Origin of the sequence: Streptomyces chryseus (assembly GCF_014650755.1) — a bacterium.
GTDB classification, from domain to species: domain Bacteria; phylum Actinomycetota; class Actinomycetes; order Streptomycetales; family Streptomycetaceae; genus Streptomyces; species Streptomyces chryseus.
Genome location: NZ_BMVO01000034.1, coordinates 1 through 19,371 on the forward strand (window position 1 = coordinate 1; position 19,371 = coordinate 19,371).

General features: G+C 69.9%; 18 protein-coding genes. 13 read left to right on the forward strand and 5 right to left on the reverse strand.

Translation table 11 applies throughout. From position 1 onward, the window contains the following. Positions 1–102: 102 nt before the first annotated feature. A complete protein-coding gene (locus tag IE185_RS30155; RefSeq protein WP_138896584.1) occupies positions 103–510 on the reverse strand; it encodes an SgcJ/EcaC family oxidoreductase in 408 nt (135 codons plus the stop codon). 399 nt (positions 511–909) lie between these two features. Here IE185_RS30155 and IE185_RS30160 point away from each other — a divergent pair, with 399 nt between their 5' ends. Continuing rightward, positions 910–1,128 (forward strand): hypothetical protein, encoded by a 219-nt coding sequence (locus IE185_RS30160; RefSeq protein ID WP_189716408.1) that lies wholly within the window; start codon positions 910–912, stop codon positions 1,126–1,128. A gap of 565 nt (positions 1,129–1,693) precedes the next feature. Here IE185_RS30160 and IE185_RS30170 read toward each other — a convergent pair. Beyond that, entirely contained in the window at positions 1,694–2,884 is a 1,191-nt protein-coding gene (locus IE185_RS30170) for an acyl-CoA dehydrogenase family protein (protein ID WP_138896585.1), read from the reverse strand. Between the two features lie 552 nt (positions 2,885–3,436). Here IE185_RS30170 and IE185_RS30175 point away from each other — a divergent pair. Beyond that, the gene (locus IE185_RS30175) at positions 3,437–4,453 is read left to right on the forward strand and encodes an alcohol dehydrogenase catalytic domain-containing protein (protein WP_138896586.1); all 1,017 of its coding nucleotides are present in this window, start codon (positions 3,437–3,439) and stop codon (positions 4,451–4,453) included. Between the two features lie 248 nt (positions 4,454–4,701). Then, on the forward strand, positions 4,702–5,898 hold the full coding sequence (locus tag IE185_RS30180; RefSeq protein ID WP_138896587.1) for an acyltransferase family protein: 1,197 nt from the start codon (positions 4,702–4,704) through the stop codon (positions 5,896–5,898). A gap of 58 nt (positions 5,899–5,956) precedes the next feature. Here the strand turns inward: IE185_RS30180 and IE185_RS30185 are convergent, their stop codons facing one another. Further along, the gene (locus tag IE185_RS30185; RefSeq protein ID WP_138896588.1) at positions 5,957–7,522 is read right to left on the reverse strand and encodes an MFS transporter; all 1,566 of its coding nucleotides are present in this window, start codon (positions 7,520–7,522) and stop codon (positions 5,957–5,959) included. 387 nt (positions 7,523–7,909) lie between these two features. Between IE185_RS30185 and IE185_RS33770 the strand changes: the two genes are divergently transcribed. Further along, positions 7,910–8,044 carry a hypothetical protein gene (locus IE185_RS33770; protein WP_268246683.1) on the forward strand — a complete coding sequence of 45 codons (135 nt, stop codon included), beginning with the start codon at positions 7,910–7,912 and terminating at the stop codon, positions 8,042–8,044. Positions 8,045–8,523: 479 nt separating this feature from the next. Here the strand turns inward: IE185_RS33770 and IE185_RS30190 are convergent, their stop codons facing one another. Then, entirely contained in the window at positions 8,524–9,159 is a 636-nt protein-coding gene (locus tag IE185_RS30190; RefSeq protein WP_229843776.1) for a DUF2306 domain-containing protein, read from the reverse strand. A 490-nt stretch (positions 9,160–9,649) separates the two neighbouring features. On the opposite strand from IE185_RS30190, the gene IE185_RS30195 reads away from it, so the two are divergent. From IE185_RS30195 to IE185_RS30215, 5 genes are all read left to right on the forward strand, one after another. Continuing rightward, positions 9,650–9,931, forward strand: coding sequence for a hypothetical protein (locus IE185_RS30195; RefSeq protein ID WP_138896590.1), 282 nt, complete (start codon positions 9,650–9,652; stop codon positions 9,929–9,931). 179 nt (positions 9,932–10,110) lie between these two features. Further along, positions 10,111–11,580, forward strand: coding sequence for an FAD-dependent oxidoreductase (locus IE185_RS30200; RefSeq protein WP_189716410.1), 1,470 nt, complete (start codon positions 10,111–10,113; stop codon positions 11,578–11,580). Between the two features lie 859 nt (positions 11,581–12,439). Further along, on the forward strand, positions 12,440–12,634 hold the full coding sequence (locus IE185_RS30205) for a hypothetical protein (protein WP_189716412.1): 195 nt from the start codon (positions 12,440–12,442) through the stop codon (positions 12,632–12,634). An 11-nt stretch (positions 12,635–12,645) separates the two neighbouring features. Continuing rightward, positions 12,646–12,900, forward strand: a complete 255-nt coding sequence (locus IE185_RS30210) for a phosphopantetheine-binding protein (RefSeq protein ID WP_138898123.1) — start codon at positions 12,646–12,648, stop codon at positions 12,898–12,900. A 5-nt stretch (positions 12,901–12,905) separates the two neighbouring features. Beyond that, a complete protein-coding gene (locus IE185_RS30215) occupies positions 12,906–13,787 on the forward strand; it encodes a phytanoyl-CoA dioxygenase family protein (RefSeq protein WP_138898122.1) in 882 nt (293 codons plus the stop codon). A 420-nt stretch (positions 13,788–14,207) separates the two neighbouring features. Here the strand turns inward: IE185_RS30215 and IE185_RS30220 are convergent, their stop codons facing one another. Next, on the reverse strand, positions 14,208–15,710 hold the full coding sequence (locus IE185_RS30220; RefSeq protein ID WP_138898120.1) for an FAD-binding oxidoreductase: 1,503 nt from the start codon (positions 15,708–15,710) through the stop codon (positions 14,208–14,210). 122 nt (positions 15,711–15,832) lie between these two features. On the opposite strand from IE185_RS30220, the gene IE185_RS30225 reads away from it, so the two are divergent. From IE185_RS30225 to IE185_RS33400, 4 genes are all read left to right on the forward strand, one after another. Beyond that, complete coding sequence (locus IE185_RS30225) at positions 15,833–17,101, forward strand: RNA polymerase sigma factor (protein WP_189716413.1); 1,269 nt, start codon at positions 15,833–15,835, stop codon at positions 17,099–17,101. A 244-nt stretch (positions 17,102–17,345) separates the two neighbouring features. Further along, entirely contained in the window at positions 17,346–18,692 is a 1,347-nt protein-coding gene (locus IE185_RS30230; protein WP_138896491.1) for an FAD-binding oxidoreductase, read from the forward strand. Between the two features lie 53 nt (positions 18,693–18,745). Then, positions 18,746–19,174, forward strand: coding sequence for a dihydrofolate reductase family protein (locus tag IE185_RS30235; RefSeq protein ID WP_229843777.1), 429 nt, complete (start codon positions 18,746–18,748; stop codon positions 19,172–19,174). Then, the gene (locus IE185_RS33400; protein ID WP_229843779.1) at positions 19,174–19,371 is read left to right on the forward strand and encodes a dihydrofolate reductase family protein; all 198 of its coding nucleotides are present in this window, start codon (positions 19,174–19,176) and stop codon (positions 19,369–19,371) included. The genes IE185_RS30235 and IE185_RS33400 overlap by 1 nt, the downstream gene beginning before the upstream one ends.

Sequence of the window (19,371 nt, forward strand, 5' to 3'; positions counted from 1 at the left end):
CAAGACCACAACCGGGTCTTGAAGGCCGACGTCACGCAGGGCCCGAATTAACCAACAGCGTCCGGATGGCCCCGGGCCCCCGGCCCGTCCGGTGGAGCGTTCTCAGTTGACCGGAGTGTTCTGATAGGCGGCGAGCTGCCACCTGGTTCCCTCCTTGACGACCACCCAGGTGGCCCGGATGGAGCGCTCCGTCGAGACCTCCTTCTCTCCGGGCAGCAGAATGCCTCCCGCGGTGACGAGAACCGCGGAGTCCGGGCTGAGGAACTCGACCGAAATCGGCTCACCGGTCACGCGCGTCCCCTTGTAGGGGCCGGCGAATGCCTCGGTCATGAACTCTTCGACGGCCTCGCGGCCCTTTTTGAAAGTTTCGGGCAGGATCATCGTGCATTTCTCGGTGAATATCGCGGCGAACTTCTTCGCGTCGTGGCTCGCCCACGCCGCGACAATCCGCTGCGGAACTGCCGCCGCACTTGCCTGGTCGGGATGGGCGGAGCCGGTCGTGTTCGGCATTGTCATCTCCCTCTGCTACGCGTGTTTCCCGGTCCGCGACAGCGTGGCAAATTTCCTCGCACCGGGTCAACTCCGACGATGCCGTTGCATCGCGGAACGGGCCGGGACCGGACTCGAAATGACGGCCCGCACCGGAGAGTGGGACGGGTGGGAAAGGAACCCGGGTGCGGATTGGTGTTTCTCGGAACGTGCTCCTGCCGGGCGGGCATATGAGTTCGGGAAAGTCTCCGTGCCAGCTCTTCGAGACAGGAAGCCGGCAGCTGACGGAAGACGACCGGGGAGTGCGAAGGAGCGGGCAGCCGAAGATGTACGAAGACGATTCGGCTGCATTCGGCTTCGGTGCACGGCCCAGTCGGTCTACGAGACGATGCGCCGGACGGGCTGCGACCGGGCCGGCCCATGGAGAGGCTCACCCGGAAGACCGGCCGGTCCACGGTCTTCCACACCGCCTTCTACCAGGAGTCCGAGTCCAAGGTCCGGCCGCTGTACCGGTTGCTCGTGAAGTCGTTCGCGGCGGAGGTGCTCGGCACGGGCGCTTGCTGCTTCCAGAGCGCACCGACTTTCCGGATCCATTTTCCGGTGAACGTTGCCGTCGGCGATTTCCGCACGGACGGGTGATGACAACCACCGTGACGGCGAGGTCGATTGCCGGCTTCCGCTGACGCGTGCCCGGGGGACGAACTCCGCCCGGGGCGAACAGGAGAAAGGGGCGAAAAACCACTCGGCGGCCGAGGGCGATGCGGGGGCAGGTGCGGCGGTGAACCGGAACCATGGGAACAAGGCCGACGAGACCGGTCCGACCCGCGTGAGTCTCGATTCCCGGTGCATCCGGCTCTCCGGCCACAGCGCTTCGGAGCTGTGGCGAGGACGGGCCGGCCGATGGGCGGGCCGGTGCTGTCCGAAGACGAGCGGGCGGTGTTCACTGCCGTGGTGTACTACGTGCTGACCCGCGGGTGCGCGTGGCGGTGTCCGCCGGAGTCGTTCGGTCTCCCGCCCGGCGACTGCAGAAGCCGCCGATCCGAACCGGACCCTGCTGGGGCCGGGCGGCGGCGGGTGCCGGTCGGTGAACGATGTCCCAAGCCGTGCGGAGGGAGATCGACACGCCCGGTGTGCAGCGGTGGGGACTGGAACGGAGCAGCAGCCACCGCCCCGGTCCCCGGCCCTACTGCGAGGAGCGGGATGTTCAGAGGTACTGGGTGTTGGGGGCCAGTCCGCACATGATGCGGCCGTACAGCTCCAGGTTGGTGTTCGGGTGCATGATGGCGTGGAGGTTCAGCGTCTGGACATCGCGCTCGATGCGCTGGATGGGCACGTCGGTGTAGATCGACGAGGCGCCACTCGCCGTGTTCAGGATGTCGACGGCTTCCTTTGACCGCTGGCACGCCGCGCCTGTGTCGAGCCGGACGCGGGCGCGTTCCTCCAGCGTCCACGGCTCGCCGGATGCGTTCTTGGCGTCCACAAGGTCGGCGATGCGGTACACGTGGAACTCGGTCTCGTCGATCTTGACCGATGCCTCGGCGACCTGGAGGTGGGTGAGTGGGGCCTGGCTCTGGTCGGTGTACTCGGTGTAGGTGATCTTCCGGCCGGGCAGCCGCTCGAAGAAGACGTCCTTGGCGCCCTTGGCCAGCCCCAGTGCGGTCGCGCTGACTGTGGCGCACGCCGTCGGCATGATCGGCGCCCGGTGGATGAGCGCATCGGCATTACTGCCGTGACCGCTGTGTCCCTGGAGGATGCCGCCCAGCGGGATGTACCAGCCGTCCGGCACGAAGACCTCGTGGGCGACGGTACTGACACTGCCCGAACCGCGCAGTCCGGCGGTGTGCCAGTCGTCGTCGATCTCCAGCGAAGCCAGTGGAATCAGGGTCATGACCGGCTGGAAACTGCCGTCTGGCATGGCCAGCACCGCCGCGTTGGTGTTCCACTTGCTGTGCTTCGCCCCGCTGTTGAACGCCCACCTGCCGTTGACGACGATACCGTCCTTCGCCGGCACCGCCATGGCCGTCGGACTGATGATGCCGCTCACCAGGTCGTCCGGGGAGGCGAACACCTCGTCCTGCACCGTGTCAGGGAAGAGCCCGGCGACCCACGCGCTGATGGACCACACGCCAGCGGTCCACGACGCGGATCCGTCTCCCTTGGCCAGTTCCGCGAGTACCTCCACCTGGGTCCTCATGTCGGACTCGTAACCGCCGAGGCGGGCGGGGAGCCGGGTGCGCAGCAGGCCGGCCTCTGCCATCGCCTTGATGGTGCCCTCGTGCAACTGGCGATTCTCTTCGGCCCAGGACGCGTTCTCGCGGAGCGTCGGCACCAACTTCGCTGCGCGAGCAACAAGGTCGGCGCGGCTCGGTGAGTCCGCAAGCTCGGTGGTGTCCACAGATTCTCCTTGGGAAGCGATGACAGGGGTGTTCCTTGGGCGCCCGGTGATCGGAGTCCTGGATCACCGTCGCAGGCACCGGTGTGCGTGACATCTTCTGGGTTGCGGGCTCGGGCCAATCCCATCACTCGGGGCAGCGGTTCGAACCCGGCCCCGGGAGGGGCGCGGGCAGCCAAGAGCAATCCGGAAGATGCCGGACGCCTGGCCGGGTGTGAGGCTGACGCCGGTCGAAGCTCTTCGGACGGAAAGGTCCTCCACGGCCGTGTCCGCCTGACGGCTGCCCTCTGCTCCAAGGAACTCGTCACCGCCCGTTTGACGGCCTCGACCCGGCCGGAGCCGACAAGACCCATCCCGCCCTCGGCCACGGCGGCTACCGCTGCATCGACATGCCCTTGGCGCGGTAGGAAGCCCGGACCGCGCTCCCCGAACTCCTCACCCGGTTCCCCGACCTCCATCTGACAGTGGTCCCGAGGACAACGAGCCGCAGGGCCCCTTCATCATGAACGGCTCACGCAGCCTTCCCGAACGTCTGAAGCCGGAGAGTGTACGCCCATGAAAGCAGCCGTCATTCCCGCGATCAACGCCCAGTGGGAGATACAGGAGGTCGCGCCCCCCCGGCCGGGCCCCGGCGAGGTGCTCATCAAGGTGCACGCGTGCGGGATCTGCCACAACGACATCTGGGTTGCCCAAGGCGTCTTCCCCTTCCCGGCATGCGAACCGGCGATCACAGGGCACGAGGCGGCGGGCGAGATAGTCGAACTGGGTCCGGGCACCACGACCCGCCAGGTGGGCGACCGGGTCGGCACGACCTGGGTCCAGGCCGCCTGCGGCCGATGCTCCTACTGCCGGCGCAACCTGCCGCTGACCGGCCAGTCCGGCATGACGTGCGCCGCGCCGGTGATGACCGGTCTGACCGTACAAGGAGGCCATGCCGAATACCTCTGCGTGGCCGCCGCGAGCACCGTGCTGCTCCCCGACGGGATCGACTACGCGACGGCCGCGCCCGTCCTCTGCGCCGGCTACACGGCCTGGAGCGCGCTGCGCGTGAGCGAACCGCAGCCGCACGAGCGGATTGCCGTTCTCGGCATCGGGGGGCTGGGGCACATGGCCGTGCAGTACTCCCGAGCCTGCGGGTTCGAGACCGTCGCCATCACCCGCTCGTCGGACAAGCACGAACTCTCCGCGAGCCTCGGGGCCGACCTCGTCGTCCGTGACGGGGAGGAACTGCGTGAGGCCGGCGGCGCCGACGTCGTCTTGGTGACCGGTACGTCGTACGAGGCCGCCACGGACGCGCTCCAGGGACTGCGGGTCGGCGGGCGGATCGTGCTGGCCACCATCGACCCGTCGGGTTCGTTCACCATTGACCCCGCCACACCGTTCTGGGCGCGGGGCCAGCGCGTGCTGGGCGCCACCCACAACGGGCTGCGGTATCTGACCGAGGCACTCGATCTGGTCGCGGAGGGTGCGGTGACCCCGATGATCGAGGTCTTCCCGATGGACAGGGTCGCGGACGCCGTCGACAAGGCGGCGAAGGGAGATGTCCGCTTCCGGGCCGTCGTGACGTACTGACCGGCGAAATGCCCCCGCCGGAGGGGCGCCCACGTGGTGCCCCCAGGGCCTACCACCGGGCGGATCGTCGAATGACCGGCCGGACTTCGCGAGCCCCGGCAGACCGGAGCGACCCAGCACGTCGAAAGAACGGTCAGGGGAATACCGCACTCTGGAAGACGCCGGCCCCGTGGCGCAGCCCGGACAATCCACTTCCGAGACCGGTTGTGGCTCTCTCCCGGCCCTTTTTGACGACGAGGCAGGTACGCATGACAGAGACAACGGCCCCCAGTCCGGGCAGACTTCCTTCCCTGACCGCGTTACGATTCGTTGCCGCATTCCTGGTCTTCGTCTTCCACGCGCACTACTTGGGCATATTCAGCGACACCTCGGTGCAAAAGGCGTACAACTTCGTCACCAGCAGTGCCGGCGGGGTCGGCGTCTCGTTCTTCTTCGTGCTCAGTGGGTTCGTACTGACCTGGGCGGTGAAGCCGACCGACACGACGGGCAAGTTCTGGCGCCGGCGGTTTTTCAAGATCTTCCCGAGTCACGCCGTGGTCTGGCTGATCGTCGTCGCCATGCTGGTCGCATCCGGTACCACGATCGAGGCCGGACCTGCCACGGCCAACCTCTTCCTGGTGAATGCCTGGGTGCCGGACATGAACAACCTCATCTTCGCGGTCAACGGGGTCACGTGGTCGCTGTCGGCGGAGATCGCCTTCTACCTGCTGTTCCCGTTCCTGATTCTCGGTATGACCAAGATCCGGGCCAACCGGCTCTGGTACTGGGCCATCGCTGTGTCGGCGTTGGCATTGTCGGTTCCGCTGCTGTCGAAGGCTGTCCTGCCCGACGCTCCGATGTTCCCCGGGTACGACCAGTTCTCCTGGCCGCAGATGTGGTTCGCCTACCAGTTCCCACTGGTGCGCTGCCTCGAGTTCATCGTCGGCATCCTCTTCGCCCGCATCGTCCTGAGCGGGCGGTGGGTCCGCCTCGGCCTGGGGCCGGCCGCGCTCAGCGTCCTCGCGGTGTACGTGGGGGCGCTGTGGCTGCCCCAGCTCTGGTCGTTTGCCGCGCCCTACTCGTTTCCGCTCGGGCTGCTGGTCGCGGCCGCCGCCGCCGACGACCTCGCCGGGCGGGGAACACCGCTGGCCCGTCGTCCGCTGGTCTGGTTGGGCGAGATCTCGTACGCGTTCTTCCTGATCCACCTCAACGTGCTGAACTCGGCGCAGGCGGCGTTCAAGGGGGAGTGGATGGGGTACGGCGCCTTCGACCGGACGTCGTTGAGTACGCCGGTGGCGGTGCTGTTCCTGCTGGGCTGCCTGGCCGTCAGCATCGTCCTGGCCTGGCTGCTCCACCGGTTCGTCGAGATGCCGGTCATGCGGAGGTGGTCCAGGCCCCGGCCGCACCGGCCGCCGGTGCCCGCTGTCGATACCGGTGAGGTCAACACCCCCACGACCACGAGCTGAGCCGATCCCGGCGCTCCGCCCGGTACCCGCTGCGGCGGGTACCGGGCGGAATGCCTCATCAGGATGTGGCCGCCTCGGGGCGTTCGGTGACCGGATCCAGATCGTCGGACGTTGACGGCGTCGCTGCCTTCTGGCCCAGCGTCATCCACGCGAGGACGAAGACGACCGCGATGATCACGATGCCGACGACGGCCACCACGTTCAGCCCGTCGGTGAAGGCGTTGTGGGCCATGTCCAGCAGCGACTGGGCCTGGGCGGCCGGGAGCCTGGCGGCGGCGGAGACCGCTTCGGCCAGCGTCTGCCGGGCCTCGGCGACCGGAGAGTCGGCCATGCCGGACTGGTAGACCGCGCCGCCGATGCTGCCGAGCAGGGCGAGTCCGAGGGTCGAGCCGAGGAGATTGCTGGTCTCCGACATCGACGCCGCCGAGCCTGCCTTCTCGGGCGGGGCCGCGCCGACGACCAGGCTGGTGCCGAGCATGAACATCGGCGCGATGCCCAACGCCACCAGCGCCACGCTCAGTGACACCAGGCCGGGGCTGCTGGTCTTGGTCACCGTGCTGAGCACGACCAGGCCGATGAAGCACAGCACGAGTCCGCCGAGAATCGCGGTGCGTGATTGGATCCGCCGGACGATCACCGGTGTGACCAGGACTCCGACGGCGATGCCCACGCCGGTCGGGGCCTGCCACAGCCCGGCCTCGGTCGGCTCCAGCCCGAGCACGCTCTGGATGAACTGGCTGGTCAACAGGCCCAGCCCGGCCAGCGTCCCCGAGGCGAGCAACATGGCCAGCAGGGAGCTGCTGAACCTGATGTTGCGGAACAACCGCAGGTCGAGCAGCGGGTTGGGCAGGCGCAGCTGTCGGCGGGTGAAAATGACACCGAACGCGACGCCGACGGCGATGGCCACGAACGCCCCCACCGGGGAGCTGTCGCCGCCGGCGGCCAGCTGCTTGATGCCATAGATCACCGGCAGGATCGCGGCCAGCGACAGCACCACGCTGACCAGGTCGAGGCGCTTGGCATTGGCGTCGCGGTACTCGGGCAGCAGGATCGGACCGGCGATCAGCAGGAGCAGCATGACCGGGATGCTGATCAGGAACACCGAGCCCCACCAGAAGTGCTGCAGCAGGACCCCGCCGATGACCGGGCCCAGGGCCGCACCGCCGAAATTGCAGAAAGCCCACAGCGAGATGGCAGTGCCCATCTGCTTGGGGTTGCGGAACATATTGCTGATCAGGGCGAGCGTCGAGGGTGACAGCGTGGCGGCGGCGATGCCCAGCAGGGCACGGGCGATGATCAACATCAACGGGCTGGTCGAGAACGCCGCGAGCAGCGAGGCGGCGGAAAAGGCGCTTGCGCCGATCATGAGAAGCTTGCGACGGCCGATCCGGTCACCGAGAGTACCCATGGTGATCAGGAAGCCGGCGAGCATGAAGCCGTAGATATCGGTGATCCACAGCTGCTGGGTGCCGGTCGCGCCCAGGTCGGCGCTCAGATGGGGCAGTGCTAGGAACAGGACACCGATATCGAAGGCGACGAGCAGTGTGGGCAAGGCCAGTGCGGCCAGGCCCAGCCACTGCCGACGCCCAGCCAACGGGGCCGTGTCCTGAGTCGTGTCACTCATGCAGATCCTTTCTCGTTCACCACCGCGGGTGGCACCCGCGCATGGCGCCGTCATCCGGTAGTCGGAGCAGGTTCCGAGAATCCGACACGTGAGGCGTGCGGAGTGCGAGCAGTTCGGGTCGAGCAGGGGCGATCATGCCGCAGGCCCGACGGCGTCGCGGTGGCGTACAGCGTGGCGCCCCGAGCTCCGCTTCAGCCCCCTCCAGTGCTGCCTCGCAGAAGTCCGTGGAGAGGTATCCGGAGCGGAAGCGCACCCGGACGGACGCGGGCGAGCCGGGGCCGGCGTTCCTTGGCGCGGGCGTTCGGACGGTGGCGCAGGTGGTCCGTCATGGACTTGGGCGGATTTTTCGGCACGGGCCCATCCTGCTGCTTCACTACCGCATACGCCGTGATCGTCACCGTGGCCGGGCGGGGGAGCGTGGCGGGCGGATCGAGCTCACCCTTCGTCGTCGGACGGCGCGAGTGCGGCGACGGCCTGTGCGAGGTGACCATCCGTGAGGAGCACTGGGTCCTTGCGAGTTGAGGGACCCCGTGCCGGGCCGCAGCGATGCCTGACGCGTCAGCGCGGTCAGCGACCTTCGGTGCACGGCGGCCGGCCGAACAGCGTGTCCATGGCTCCGGTGCGCAGCCGGTCGGCATCGTCGACGCTGTCGGCCCCGGCACACCTCGCGCCGCTGAGGGACATCACCCCGGCGCCGGCGTGGCCACCGCCGTGGTTGTCCGCGCCGGTCGGATGCAGGTACGTCAGCAGGGCGGGGAGCCCAGAGCGGTCGGCGAGGCGAACGAGCGGGACCAGCCCGGCGCCGGCCCATGGGCGGGGGGCCGATTCATCGAAGGCGGCTGAGACCCCGCAGGAGCCGCGAGAGGATGCCCTGACGAGATGCCTTGCCGATCGTGCGCCGGTGGTCCCGGAACAAGTCCATCACCGCAGATCGCAAGGCATCTCTTCGTATGGGGTTCGGTCAACAACCCTCATCGACCGTGGATTCGGGCTCGGGCCTCTTACTGTCGGATCGCCCCGGTCGCCGGGTCGAACCGTCCGGCGTGCGGGTTCTTGTCACGCCGGCGCGCCGTGAACTCCAGGTACGCCTGCGCGATCAGCAGGTGCATGATCCACACGCCCCAGCTGGTGGCCTCGATCAGGATCTGGATGTTCACCTGCAGGCCCCAGTTCAGCATCATCCAGGCGACGATACGGCCGTAGGTTGTGAACAGCGCGAGCGAGAAGCTGTAGATCATCCAGCGGCGGTGCTCGGCGTAGCGGCGCTGACGGGCCTTGCGCCAGGCGTACAGCGTCGTACCCAGCCACAGGACCGCGCCGCAGGCGAGGCCGGTGCTCCCTTGGTTGGCGCGGTGCGGGACCAGCACGAACAGCACGATGAGCGTCGTCGGGACTACCGCGCCGAACACGTACACCCGGCCGATGAAGCGGTGGACTCTGGGGCGCGTACGGCGCAGGTGGGGCCAGGCCTGGAGCATCATCGTCACCAGGGCCAGGTTGCCGGTGATTACGTGGGCGACCAGGAACGCGAAATGCGGCTGGAAGCCCGGATCGAGCTGGCTCCGGGAGGCCTCGGGGTCCGTGGCGAAGTAGTGGGGGAAGGAGTAAAGCAGGTTGAACAGCACAGTCCCGCCCACGACGGCGTACCAGGGGTAGTACCTCTTCCACCAAGGCCGTTCCGCATGTGTCGCGGGCCGCTGGTCGGTGTCAGGGTCCTCCGGAGGGGGCATCTGGAGGCCTGTCTGTTGCCTGTTCTGAGACATGCCTGTCCTCGGCTCTCTCACGGCTGGGGTGAAACGCAGATAGAGCATCGGACCTGAGGGCCCCGGCGGGCATCTTCGTAAGTGCTGTGTTATGAGGTTTCCGGGCACGCTGAGCTCAGTTCACCGACACAGTGCCCGGAGCGGACTCCCAGCAGGACACCGCGGTCGCAGAGGCTCTACGCCTCTCTCAACGCATTGGGGACACACACCGGCCGACACCGGCCGCGACCGGCCCGCAATCCAAGAGATGCCCGGCCCCGGCCCCAGACCACATCGTGAAGCCCATGGGCGATGCCGACGACAACACGATCCGGGTCACCGGCGACAGCGGCTGGCGACGGCACGCCCCCTGCGGGCCGTCGGTGTGAACGTCGTCCTCCCCGACCACGCCGCGGAACGGCTGGACAGGGGCAACCGGGTGCCGACCGTGCCGACCGGCGTGTCCGTCACCGGCATGACCAGCCGGTTCGCCGATCACCCCCGGGCGGTCCTCGACCGCCCGGGGGGCGCGGCCAGGGCCGCCGTGCTCAACCTGGTCGGCGCCCTGGCCCCGGCGGGGACCTGGCGACCCCGGGAATCCGGGGCAACACCGCGATCCGAAGGCCGCCCCCACACCGAGATGCTCGACGCGATCACCGGCTCGTAGCAGGTCCGGGAGCTCTTTCGCTCCGACGTCACGCTCACCCGCTCGGCCCCCTTTCAACCCGGGCGGCTGACCGGACCGGTCCGCCCGGCCCCCGGCGACCGCCCCACACCCCAGAACCCCGGAAACCCCGGAACCGCAGACTCCGACATCCCCAGCACGACCCCCAGGAGGTGGGCAAGATGCCCCAGGAAACACCCCGGCCGGCGGCCGACGGCGACCCGACCCGCGCCGTCGTGCTGGGCGCCAGCATCGCCGGGCTGTTCGCGGCCCGTGTGCTCGCCGAGGCCTACGACGAGGTCCTGGTCGTCGACCGGGACACGGTCACCGGCGTCGACGGCCCGCGCCGCGGACGTCCCCAGGGCAAGCACATCAACGCCATGCACGTGCGCGGCCGGGTGGTGATGGAAGAGCTCTACCCCGGCATCACCGACCAACTCATCGCAGACGGCACCCCGGTCGGCGACTACTCCGGCTCGGTCCGCTGGTACTTCCGCGGCCGCCCGGTCAAGCGCGCCGACATCGGCTACATCGCGGTGCCGGCTTCGGCGCCGCTGATGGAGCGCCGGATCCGCGAACGCACGGCCGAGTTGGCGAACGTCCGGTTCGTCGAACGCTGCGACATCCTGGGCCTGATCGCCACCGCCGACCACGCGCAGGTGACGGGGGTCAAGGTCCAAAGGAGCGGCACGCCCGGCGAGACGATCGCGGCCGACTTGGTGGTCGACGCGACCGGGCGCGGCTCGCGCACCCCGGGGTGGCTTGAGGCAATGGGCTACCCGCGCGTCGAGGAGGAGCGGACCAACATCGGGCTGGGCTACGTCACCCAGAACTACAAGATGAAGGCCGACCCCTACGACGGCGACCTCGCGATCATCGCTGTCGCCTCCCCCGACGTCCCGCGCGGCGTCATCTTCACCAAGACCGAAGGCGACACGACCCTGATGACCGTCTACGGCATCCTCGGCGACCACCCGCCGACAGACCAGCAGGGGCTGTACGGGTTCGTCAAGCGCCTGCCGGTCCCGGACATCCACGAGGCGCTGAAACACGCCGAGCCGCTGGACGAGCCGGTCGCCTTCCGGTTCCCCACCACACAGCGCCGCCGGTACGAGCGGATGGGCCGGTTCCCGGCCGGCCTGTTGGTCATCGGTGACGCGGTGTCCTGCTTCAACCCGGTCTACGCGCAGGGCATGACGGTTGCGGCGCTGTCCGCCCTCACCCTGCGCAGCCACCTCCACTCCGGTGCCACGCCGGACGCGCGGCAGTACTTCCGCGACCTGGCGCGCGACGTCATCGACCCGCCGTGGGAGATGACACGCACCGTCGACCTGGGCTTCGACGGCGTCGAGGGCAAGCGGGACCTCAAGCTGCGCATAGGCCAGCGCTACCTGGCGATGGTCCAGGTAGCGGCGACCCGCGACCGCTCCGTGACCCGCGGGTACATGCGCGCCGCCGGGATGCTCGACCGGCCGGAGCAGCTGATGCGCCCCGGCATGATCGTCCGGGTCCTGCTGAACGCGCTGCGCGGCCCGGCCGGGCCCGCCGCCGTGCCCCCGGCCGTGGCCGACACCCCCCCCGAGCCGGCCGGTACCCCACTGACCGGGTCCGGCGACCGGATCAGCCCAGCAGATCCCGACCCCGACGAGTAATGAGGACAAGAGCCCGTGACCCTGATGAGGATTGGGACATCGGCGGACGCGGCATCGGCCGTGCACGACTGGGCTTTTCGCGGGCACGGCGCGCCACGTGACGCCGCCGTCGGCCAAGGGGAGCTTCGATACCCTGCGCCCACTTCGTCGGCAGCGGGGCGGCTGGGTCCACGGCCTATTCGATGGCGGCAGGGACACCTTCACGGCGATCAGCAACGACGCGTGGGAGTGGCGGAGGACGTGGATGCGCGGCCGACTGACCAGGCCGTACTTCTCAGCGGCCGGCTCGGCCGTGGATATCCGGCGCAGGCGCCGGAAGGCACCGGGGTCCCACTCGCCGCCTTCGGGGCCGCTGAGGTCCGGCGTCGTGCCGAGGGGCTGGCTCCCGATGCCGAGGATCCGGGTGGACGGCATGGACCTGCCCGGCGTCACCGCGCGGCACGGTGCCGCCATGGTGCTTGCCCCCGGCTGGTGCCGACGTTCCGTCAGGGCCCGCTCTGCGCCGGTTCGCCGGGCTGCGCGGAACCCTGTGCGCTGCTCGTTGACCGGCTATTGCTCCCGCAGGCCGGGCGAGATGGCAGTTCAGGAGATGCTGCGCAGTCGCCGCGGCTGCGAAAGTCGAACCCGAGGGTGTCAGGACTCGGGAGGGGTAATGGGAAAAGTCACCACGTTGCCGCGAACCGAGCCGCCGAGCCGCGGCTGAGCGCGGCCTGTTGGCGAGGGCCGATGCGCAGTCGTCGGAGGATCAGCGGCGGCTCAGCGTTGAGGTTCTCGGATCGCTGTGCGGATCGGGTCTGCCGCGGACGCGGGTGCCGAAACGGGTCCGGGCCCGCCTCGGCCACGGCGCGGTGATCCGAGGGTGAAGGAAGCCGCCGATCTGTCGGCTGGTGCCGGCGGCACGTCGTTGCAGCTTGATGTGCCGATCGCGCGGATCGAGCGGGACACCAAGGCGCTGAACCTGCACGCGATCATGCACCAGACACGAACTTCGAACTGTACGGGCGGGTGGCCTGCGGGCACGCCCCCAACACCCAATACCTCTGAAACGCAGTGAGGAGCAGTGACATGACCACTCAGCAGCCGTCGGCCACCGCGGACATCGCCCAGCGGGTCGCCGCCATCTGGGCCGAAGTCCTGGGCCCGGGCTCCGATCGGCCCGGCGCCACGTTCGTCGAGCTCAACGGACAGTCCATCGCCGCCGTGCGGATCGCCGCGGGGGTCGAGGAGCAACTGGGCATCACGCTCGACATCGGCGACCTGTTCGAGGACCCGGACCTGGAGACCCTCACCCGGGGCATACTGGCCCGCATCGAGGAGTGAGTGGGATGGCCGAACTGACCCACGTCAACCCTGCCACCTCGCTCGACGAAGTCGTCGAAATCCTGGAACGCGACGGAGCGGTGATCGTCGAGAACTTCGTCGATTCCGAGACGCTCGCCGCGCTCCGGGCGGACCTCGAACTCGGTCTCGAGGCGGCCGGCTACAGCGAGAGCGGCTACGACGGGAAGAAGACCAAGCGGCTGTCCAGTCTGTTCCAGCGGTCGCCGCGCCAGATGACCAGCGTGGTCCTCCAACCGCAGTTCCTCGGCGCGGCCCGGCGCCTGCTGCAGCAGACCACGCACATGTGGATCGGCAAGCTCCGCATGGAGGTGACTCCGAGCATCCAGATCAGCTTCACCCAGGCGATAAGAATCGATCCGGGCCAGGGCCGGCAGCCGTTGCACCGCGACGACGCGATGCATCTGTGGCGGCATCCGGGGCCGCCGTGCCGGCTGCAGCTGATGCTGGCGATGACTGACTTCACCCGCGCCAACGGCGCGACCCTGGTCATCCCCGGCAGTCACCAATGGGACGACGAGCGGGCCCCCGCCTACGCCGAGGCGGTTCCGGCGGTCATGCCCGCCGGATCCGCCCTGCTCTGGCCGGGCGGGGTCTACCACGGCGGCGGCGCCAACACCACGGACTCGCCGCGCTACAGCCTCTCCGTCGCGCTCGACCTGGGCAACCTGCGGCAGGAGGAGAACCAGTATCTCGCCGTCTCCCGGGAAACCGTGCTGACCCTGCCGGAGGAGGTGCAGCGGCTGCTCGGCTGGGACCGTTGCCCGCCCGGCCTCGGTCAGGTCGAGACGCAGGACCCGCACCTGCTGCTGGAGCAGTCACAGCAGGAGCTCGCCACCAGGCCACGCGGTGCCAATCCGCTGACGTAGGGGTCGTGAGCCGAAAGCAGCCGGTGCGCCGTCGCGGAAGCGGGCGCACCGGCTGCGGCGTTTACCGGGCGGCGCAAGTGCAACTCCTCGGCGCGGGCGGCAGCCTGGACGGCCTGCCCTCCAGCGCGGCGACCAGGCCGTCAAGATCGCCGCTCGTGCCGCGGCCGTCGCCTCCTCGCGCCGGCGCCCGCCGGCCTGTCCTCCGCCGCCCGCTGGGCCGGGGAGCGGACCGCGCCCTGGTGGCGCCGGGAGGCGAGGAAGGGCCGGAGCAGTCCCCCCTGCACGGCGCGCAGGCCGCCGGGGCAGCCGTTGCCCATGACGACAACCTCAACCATGGGCAACGCCGACGACCTGCCCGAAGCTGTGCACTCGCGCCATCTCATGACGCCGTATCAGCGCAGGGAGGGACCTGCTGCCCTCTCAACGCAGGCGGACGGACAACCCGTGGTGGAACACGTCGAGCGGGTCATAGACCCGCTTCACGCGTTGCAACCGGGCGTAGTTGTTCTTGAAATACAGCACAGACCAGTCGATCCCCGATGTGTTCCACTCGGGATCGGCCAGGTCGGTGTCGGGGTAGCCGATGTAGGAGCCGTCGTTGGTGTCGTCCGGGACCGGCACGCCGCCGGAGTGCGCGTAGACGTCCCGGTAGTACGCGCGCACCCAGGCCAGGTGGCGCTCGTCGTCGGCCGGGTCGGTCCAGGAACCGGTGCTGTAGGAGGCCTTGAGGATGCAGTCGCGCTGCGCCACCGCGGTGGCGTCCGGGGCGACGGCGTTCACCTTGCCACCGAAACCGGTCAGAACCAGGCAGCCCATGGGATTCTCGTAATCCGACGACGACAGATGCCGGTGGATCGCCGTGATCTGCGCGTCGGAGAACCCGCGCCGCAGATAGCCCGCCTTGTTCTTGTACCGGCCCTGCGGATCGCTGGGCCAGCTGTAGGACGGCAGCCAGGTGTCCAGCCACGGGGAGGTCTCAGAGGTCACCGACATCGGCTCGGCGTCGATTCCGCAGGTGACCGCCGCGGTGTGGGCTTCGAGGACCCCGGCCGCATCCGGTGCGTCGTCGGGGATCACCGAGGTCAGGATGAACATGGTGCCGGAGCGGTGGGTGATGATCAGGTTGCTCCACAACGCCGCGGCCGGTGCGCCCGGCTCGCTGTTCTCCTCGTACCAGGTGCAGTAGTTGCGCAGCAGGGTGCGGAAGTCGGCGTCCGAGATCGCGTCCCAGGACCACATGGTGTCGCGGCGCAGCACCGCTCGCGGCGCGCGGGGGAGCTGCCGGGCCGGGTCGCCGTCCGGCGTCCCCGGCGTGCGCAGCCAGTACTTCGTGACCACGCCGAAGCTGCCGCCCCCGCCGCCGGTGTGCGCCCACCACAGATCGTGGTGCGGGTCGTCGGGCTGGTCGGTGCCCACCACGGTCCGGGCCCGGCCGTCCGCGCCGACGACGACCGCCTCGACCGCCGTGACGTGGTCCACCACCAGGCCGTCGCGCCGGGACAACGGACCGTAGCCGCCGGCCGCGATGTGCCCGCCGACGGCCACCTCGAAGCAGGTGCCGGCCGGGATGGTCACGCCCCAGCCGTCGTGCAGTGCGCGGTAGACGTGGTCCAGCCGCGCTCCGGGCTCCATCACGAAGGCGTCGCGCCCGGCGTCGTGGCCGACGTGGTTCAGCGCGGACAGGTCGACGAGCACCTTCACGTCCGGATGCGCGGTGAAGTCCTCGAAGCAGTGGCCGCCGCTGCGCACGGCGATTCGTCGGCCGGCGTCCACGGCCGCCTGGACTGCGGCCTGCACGTCGGCGGCATCGGTGGCGAGCCGGACCTCGTCGGGCCGGCCCACGAAGCGATGGTTGTAGCCCTCGACGAGGGCGGGGTAGCGGGGGTCGTCGCGGGTGACGACGGCGGCGGTCGTTTCCGTCATGGCGGCCTTCCTCACTGGTTCGCGGTCTCTGCCCCGACCGTGCCACCGCCGGCGGGCGCCGGGCATCTCAACGTGTGCGCACTTCATCGGGCGGTCGGGTGCCCCGCATATAGAATGAGCTGGTGCGTTCCGATCAACGTCTGGAAAGCCTGCTCGCGGAGCTGCGGCCCTCGGTCCTCGGCGCCCTGGTCCGGCGCCACGGGCAGTTCGACGGCTGTGAAGACGCGGTGCAGGAGGCGCTCGTAGCAGCTGCCACGCAGTGGCCGACCGAAGGCGTCCCGGACAACGCGCGAGCCTGGCTCCTGACCGTCGCCGGACGCCGCCTCACCGACTACTGGCGCAGCGACCGGGCCCGCCGCACCCGTGAGGTCACCGTCGCCTCGATGGCACTGCCCGAGGCGTCAGTGGCCCCGGCCCCCGACGACGAAGACCTGGTCTCCGTCGACGACGACACCTTGATGCTCCTGTTCATGTGCTGCCACCCGGCGCTGACCCCGCCCTCACAGGTAGCACTGACCCTGCGCGCGGTCGGCGGGCTGACCACCGAGGAGATCGCCCGCGCCTTCATGGTCCCGCAGGCCTCGATGAGCCGCCGCATCTCCCGCGCCAAGCAGCAGATCAAGGACGCCGGCATGACCTTCCGTATGCCGCCGGAACCCGAACGCCCCGAACGCACCCGCGCGGTCCTACACGTCCTCTACCTCATCTTCAACGAGGGATACACCGCCACCGCCGGACCCGACCTGCTGCGCCCGGACCTGACCGCCGAAGCCATCCGGCTCACCCGCCAGGCCCACCGCGTCCTGCCCTACAACGGCGAGGTCGCCGGACTGCTGGCGTTGATGCTTCTCACCGAAGCACGCCGCCCAGCCCGCACCCTGGCCGACGGCACCCTTGTCCCGATGGCCGAGCAGGACCGCTCCCAGTGGAACGGCGACCTCGCCGAGGAGGGCCTGGCGCTGGTCGTCGAGGCACTGGCCCGCCCCGGCGTCGGCCTCTACCGCCTGCAGGCCGCCATCGCCGCGGTGCACGTCGAGACCCCGGAAGGCGGCGAGACCGACTGGCCGCAGATCCTGGCCCTGTACGACCTGCTGGAGCAGATCGCGCCCGGCTCGGCGGTGCGCCTGAACCGCGCGGTGGCGATGGCGATGGTCAAGGGCCCCCGCGAGGGCCTGCGACTGCTGGAGCCGCTGGAGCAGGATCGTTGGATGACCGGCAGCCACCGGCTCAGCGCGGTGCGGGCGTACCTGCTGGAGATGGACGGCGGTCTGGACAGGGCACGAGAGGCGTACCGGACCGCGGCACGGCAGGCCGCAAGTGGGCCGGAGCAGCGGTTCCTCATGGAGCAGGCGGAGCGGGTGGGGGCGGCTTTGGAGGACGGGGCGGGGTAGGGGAGCGCGGCTGGTCGGGTGCTGGCGGACGGGCGACCGAGGCTGGCAACAGGTCACCGCGGGCTGACAACGGTGACCGGCAGCAGGCGAGCAGTTCCGGCTTGACCGGCACCGTGGTCCAGGCGACCGGGTCGAGCGTCTTCGAGCCTGCGCTGCGGTCGCTGAGCACTCTGACGGATGCTCGCGCGACTGGCCGGGTCGCACCCTGAGAAGCAGAGCCGCCCGGACCACTGAAGGGGACTTCATGCTCGACACCTCGCCCATCGCCTTCCCTGGCGACCCCGCCTACGACGCCGCCACCGGCGTGTTCAACCTCGCCGGCCCTGCGCACCCCGCCGCCGCACTCACCGCCACCGGCCTCGCCGACGTGCGGGCCGCGATCAGCCATGCGTCGGCGCGAGGCCAGGGCGTTCGCATCCACACCACAGGCCACTCCGCCGGCGCGGCCACCTCAATGACCGGCGCCCTCCTGATCCGTCCCATCCTGCCCGGCGGCGTCGAGATCGACCCTAACCGCCGTCTGGCCCGCATCCCCGCGGGCACGCCCTGGAGCGCCGTCGTCCAAGCCGCCGCACCCCACGGCCTCGCCGCGCCCCACGGCACCTCGGGCACCGTCGGCGCCATCGGCTACCTGCTGCACGGAGGCGTGAGTCTCTACGGCCGCAAACTCGGCCTGGCCGCCAATCACATCCGCTCCGTCGAACTCATCACCGCAGACGGACACGTGCGCTGCGTGAGCGCTGCCGAGGACCCCGAACTCTTCTGGGCCATACGCGGCGGAGGTGGCGGCTTCGGCGTCGTCACCGCCGTCGAGATCGATCTCTTCCCGGTGACCGATCTCATCGCCGGCGCCGCCTTCTGGTCGTGGGAGCACGCCGAGGACGTGGTCGGCACCTGGTACGACTGGACGCTGCACGCCCCCGACGAGGTCTCCACCTCCCTGCGCGTGATGAACCTGCCGGACCTGCCGGAGATCCCGCCGATGCTCAAGGGCGGTCCGGTGGTGTGCGTCGCCGGCGTCGCCCTGGCGGCCGCCTGCGCACGCGACCTGCTCGACCCGCTGCGCAAGATCGGCGAGCCGGTACTCGACACCTGGCAGGACTGCGGTCCCGAAGTGGTCCCGGACGTCCACATGGACCCCGACGAGCCCGGCACCTTCATCGGCGACCACCTGCTGCTCGCCGAGCCGGGCCGTGAAGGAATCGCCGCATTCCTGCGGATGACCGGCGAAGGCTCCGGCTCGCCCCTGATCGCCGCCGAGCTGCGACAGCTCGGCGGGCGCATGGCCGTCGCCGCCCCGGCCGGCGGCGTGCTGAACCGCCTGGACGCGCGCCTGGCCTACATGGGCGCCGGCGTCCCGGAGCTGCGCGGCACGCCGGAGGAGATCATCGAACACTGCGACAAGGTGCGCGCCGCCCTGGGCCCGTGGGATACGGGCCGGACCGCGCCCGGCTTCGTGAAGGGCTTGGACCGGCCGCGCGGGCACCTGTCCGAAGCCGATGTCCGGGCGGTCGAGCGGGTCCGGGCGCGCGTGGACCCCGACGGCCTGTTCCGGGGCGACGCGATGCCGGAGACCATGATCGTGCCCTGACATCGGCACGCAGGAAGACGCCCAGGACCTCCTGCCCTGCGATCGTCGGAGACATGCCCCAGGTGATCGCAGACATCTCCGTCTCCCTCGACGGCTTCGTCGCCGGCCCCGACGACAGCTCCGACCGCCGCGCCCTGGGCATCGGCGGCGAACGCCTCCACCAACAGCTCTTCGAACTCGACACCTGGCGCGCCCGAGCCGGGCGCGAGGGCGGCGACCGGGGAGTCGGCGCCGACATCATGGGCGAGTACTGCAACCGCACCGGCGCCACCGTGATCGGCCGCCGTATGTTCGACCACGGCGAGAAGGCGTGGGGCGACGAACCGCCGTTCCACGTACCGGTCTTCGTCGCGACGCACCGGCCGCTGCCGCCGCGCCCGATGTCCGGCGGCACCCGCTTCGAGTTCGTCGCCGGCGGCGTCGCGGAGGCGGTCGGGCGGGCCGTCGCCGCGGCCGTCCGCAGGGCAAGGACGTGGCGGTGATGGGCGGCGGACGTGTGATCGCCGCTGCCCGGGCCGCTGGTGTGCTGGACGAACTGCGCCTTCACGTAGTGCCGGTGCTGCTCGGTGGCGGCCGCCCGCTGTTCGCAGAGCCCATGGATCCCGCGGTCGCGTTGGAGACGACGCGCGTGGAGCTGTCGTCCGGCGTGACCCATGTAATCCATCGCGTTCTCAAGTAG

Excerpts from the sequence above, each read along its gene's own strand:
- IE185_RS30155 (WP_138896584.1), bottom strand. The coding sequence starts at position 510 with ATGCCGAACACGACCGGCTCCGCCCATCCCGACCAGGCAAGTGCGGCG.
- IE185_RS30160 (WP_189716408.1), top strand. The coding sequence starts at position 910 with ATGGAGAGGCTCACCCGGAAGACCGGCCGGTCCACGGTCTTCCACACC.
- IE185_RS30175 (WP_138896586.1), top strand. The coding sequence starts at position 3,437 with ATGAAAGCAGCCGTCATTCCCGCGATCAACGCCCAGTGGGAGATACAG.
- IE185_RS30180 (WP_138896587.1), top strand. The coding sequence starts at position 4,702 with ATGACAGAGACAACGGCCCCCAGTCCGGGCAGACTTCCTTCCCTGACC.
- IE185_RS30185 (WP_138896588.1), bottom strand. The coding sequence starts at position 7,522 with ATGAGTGACACGACTCAGGACACGGCCCCGTTGGCTGGGCGTCGGCAG.
- IE185_RS30200 (WP_189716410.1), top strand. The coding sequence starts at position 10,111 with ATGCCCCAGGAAACACCCCGGCCGGCGGCCGACGGCGACCCGACCCGC.
- IE185_RS30210 (WP_138898123.1), top strand. The coding sequence starts at position 12,646 with ATGACCACTCAGCAGCCGTCGGCCACCGCGGACATCGCCCAGCGGGTC.
- IE185_RS30215 (WP_138898122.1), top strand. The coding sequence starts at position 12,906 with ATGGCCGAACTGACCCACGTCAACCCTGCCACCTCGCTCGACGAAGTC.
- IE185_RS30220 (WP_138898120.1), bottom strand. The coding sequence starts at position 15,710 with ATGACGGAAACGACCGCCGCCGTCGTCACCCGCGACGACCCCCGCTAC.
- IE185_RS30230 (WP_138896491.1), top strand. The coding sequence starts at position 17,346 with ATGCTCGACACCTCGCCCATCGCCTTCCCTGGCGACCCCGCCTACGAC.
- IE185_RS30235 (WP_229843777.1), top strand. The coding sequence starts at position 18,746 with ATGCCCCAGGTGATCGCAGACATCTCCGTCTCCCTCGACGGCTTCGTC.
- IE185_RS33400 (WP_229843779.1), top strand. The coding sequence starts at position 19,174 with ATGGGCGGCGGACGTGTGATCGCCGCTGCCCGGGCCGCTGGTGTGCTG.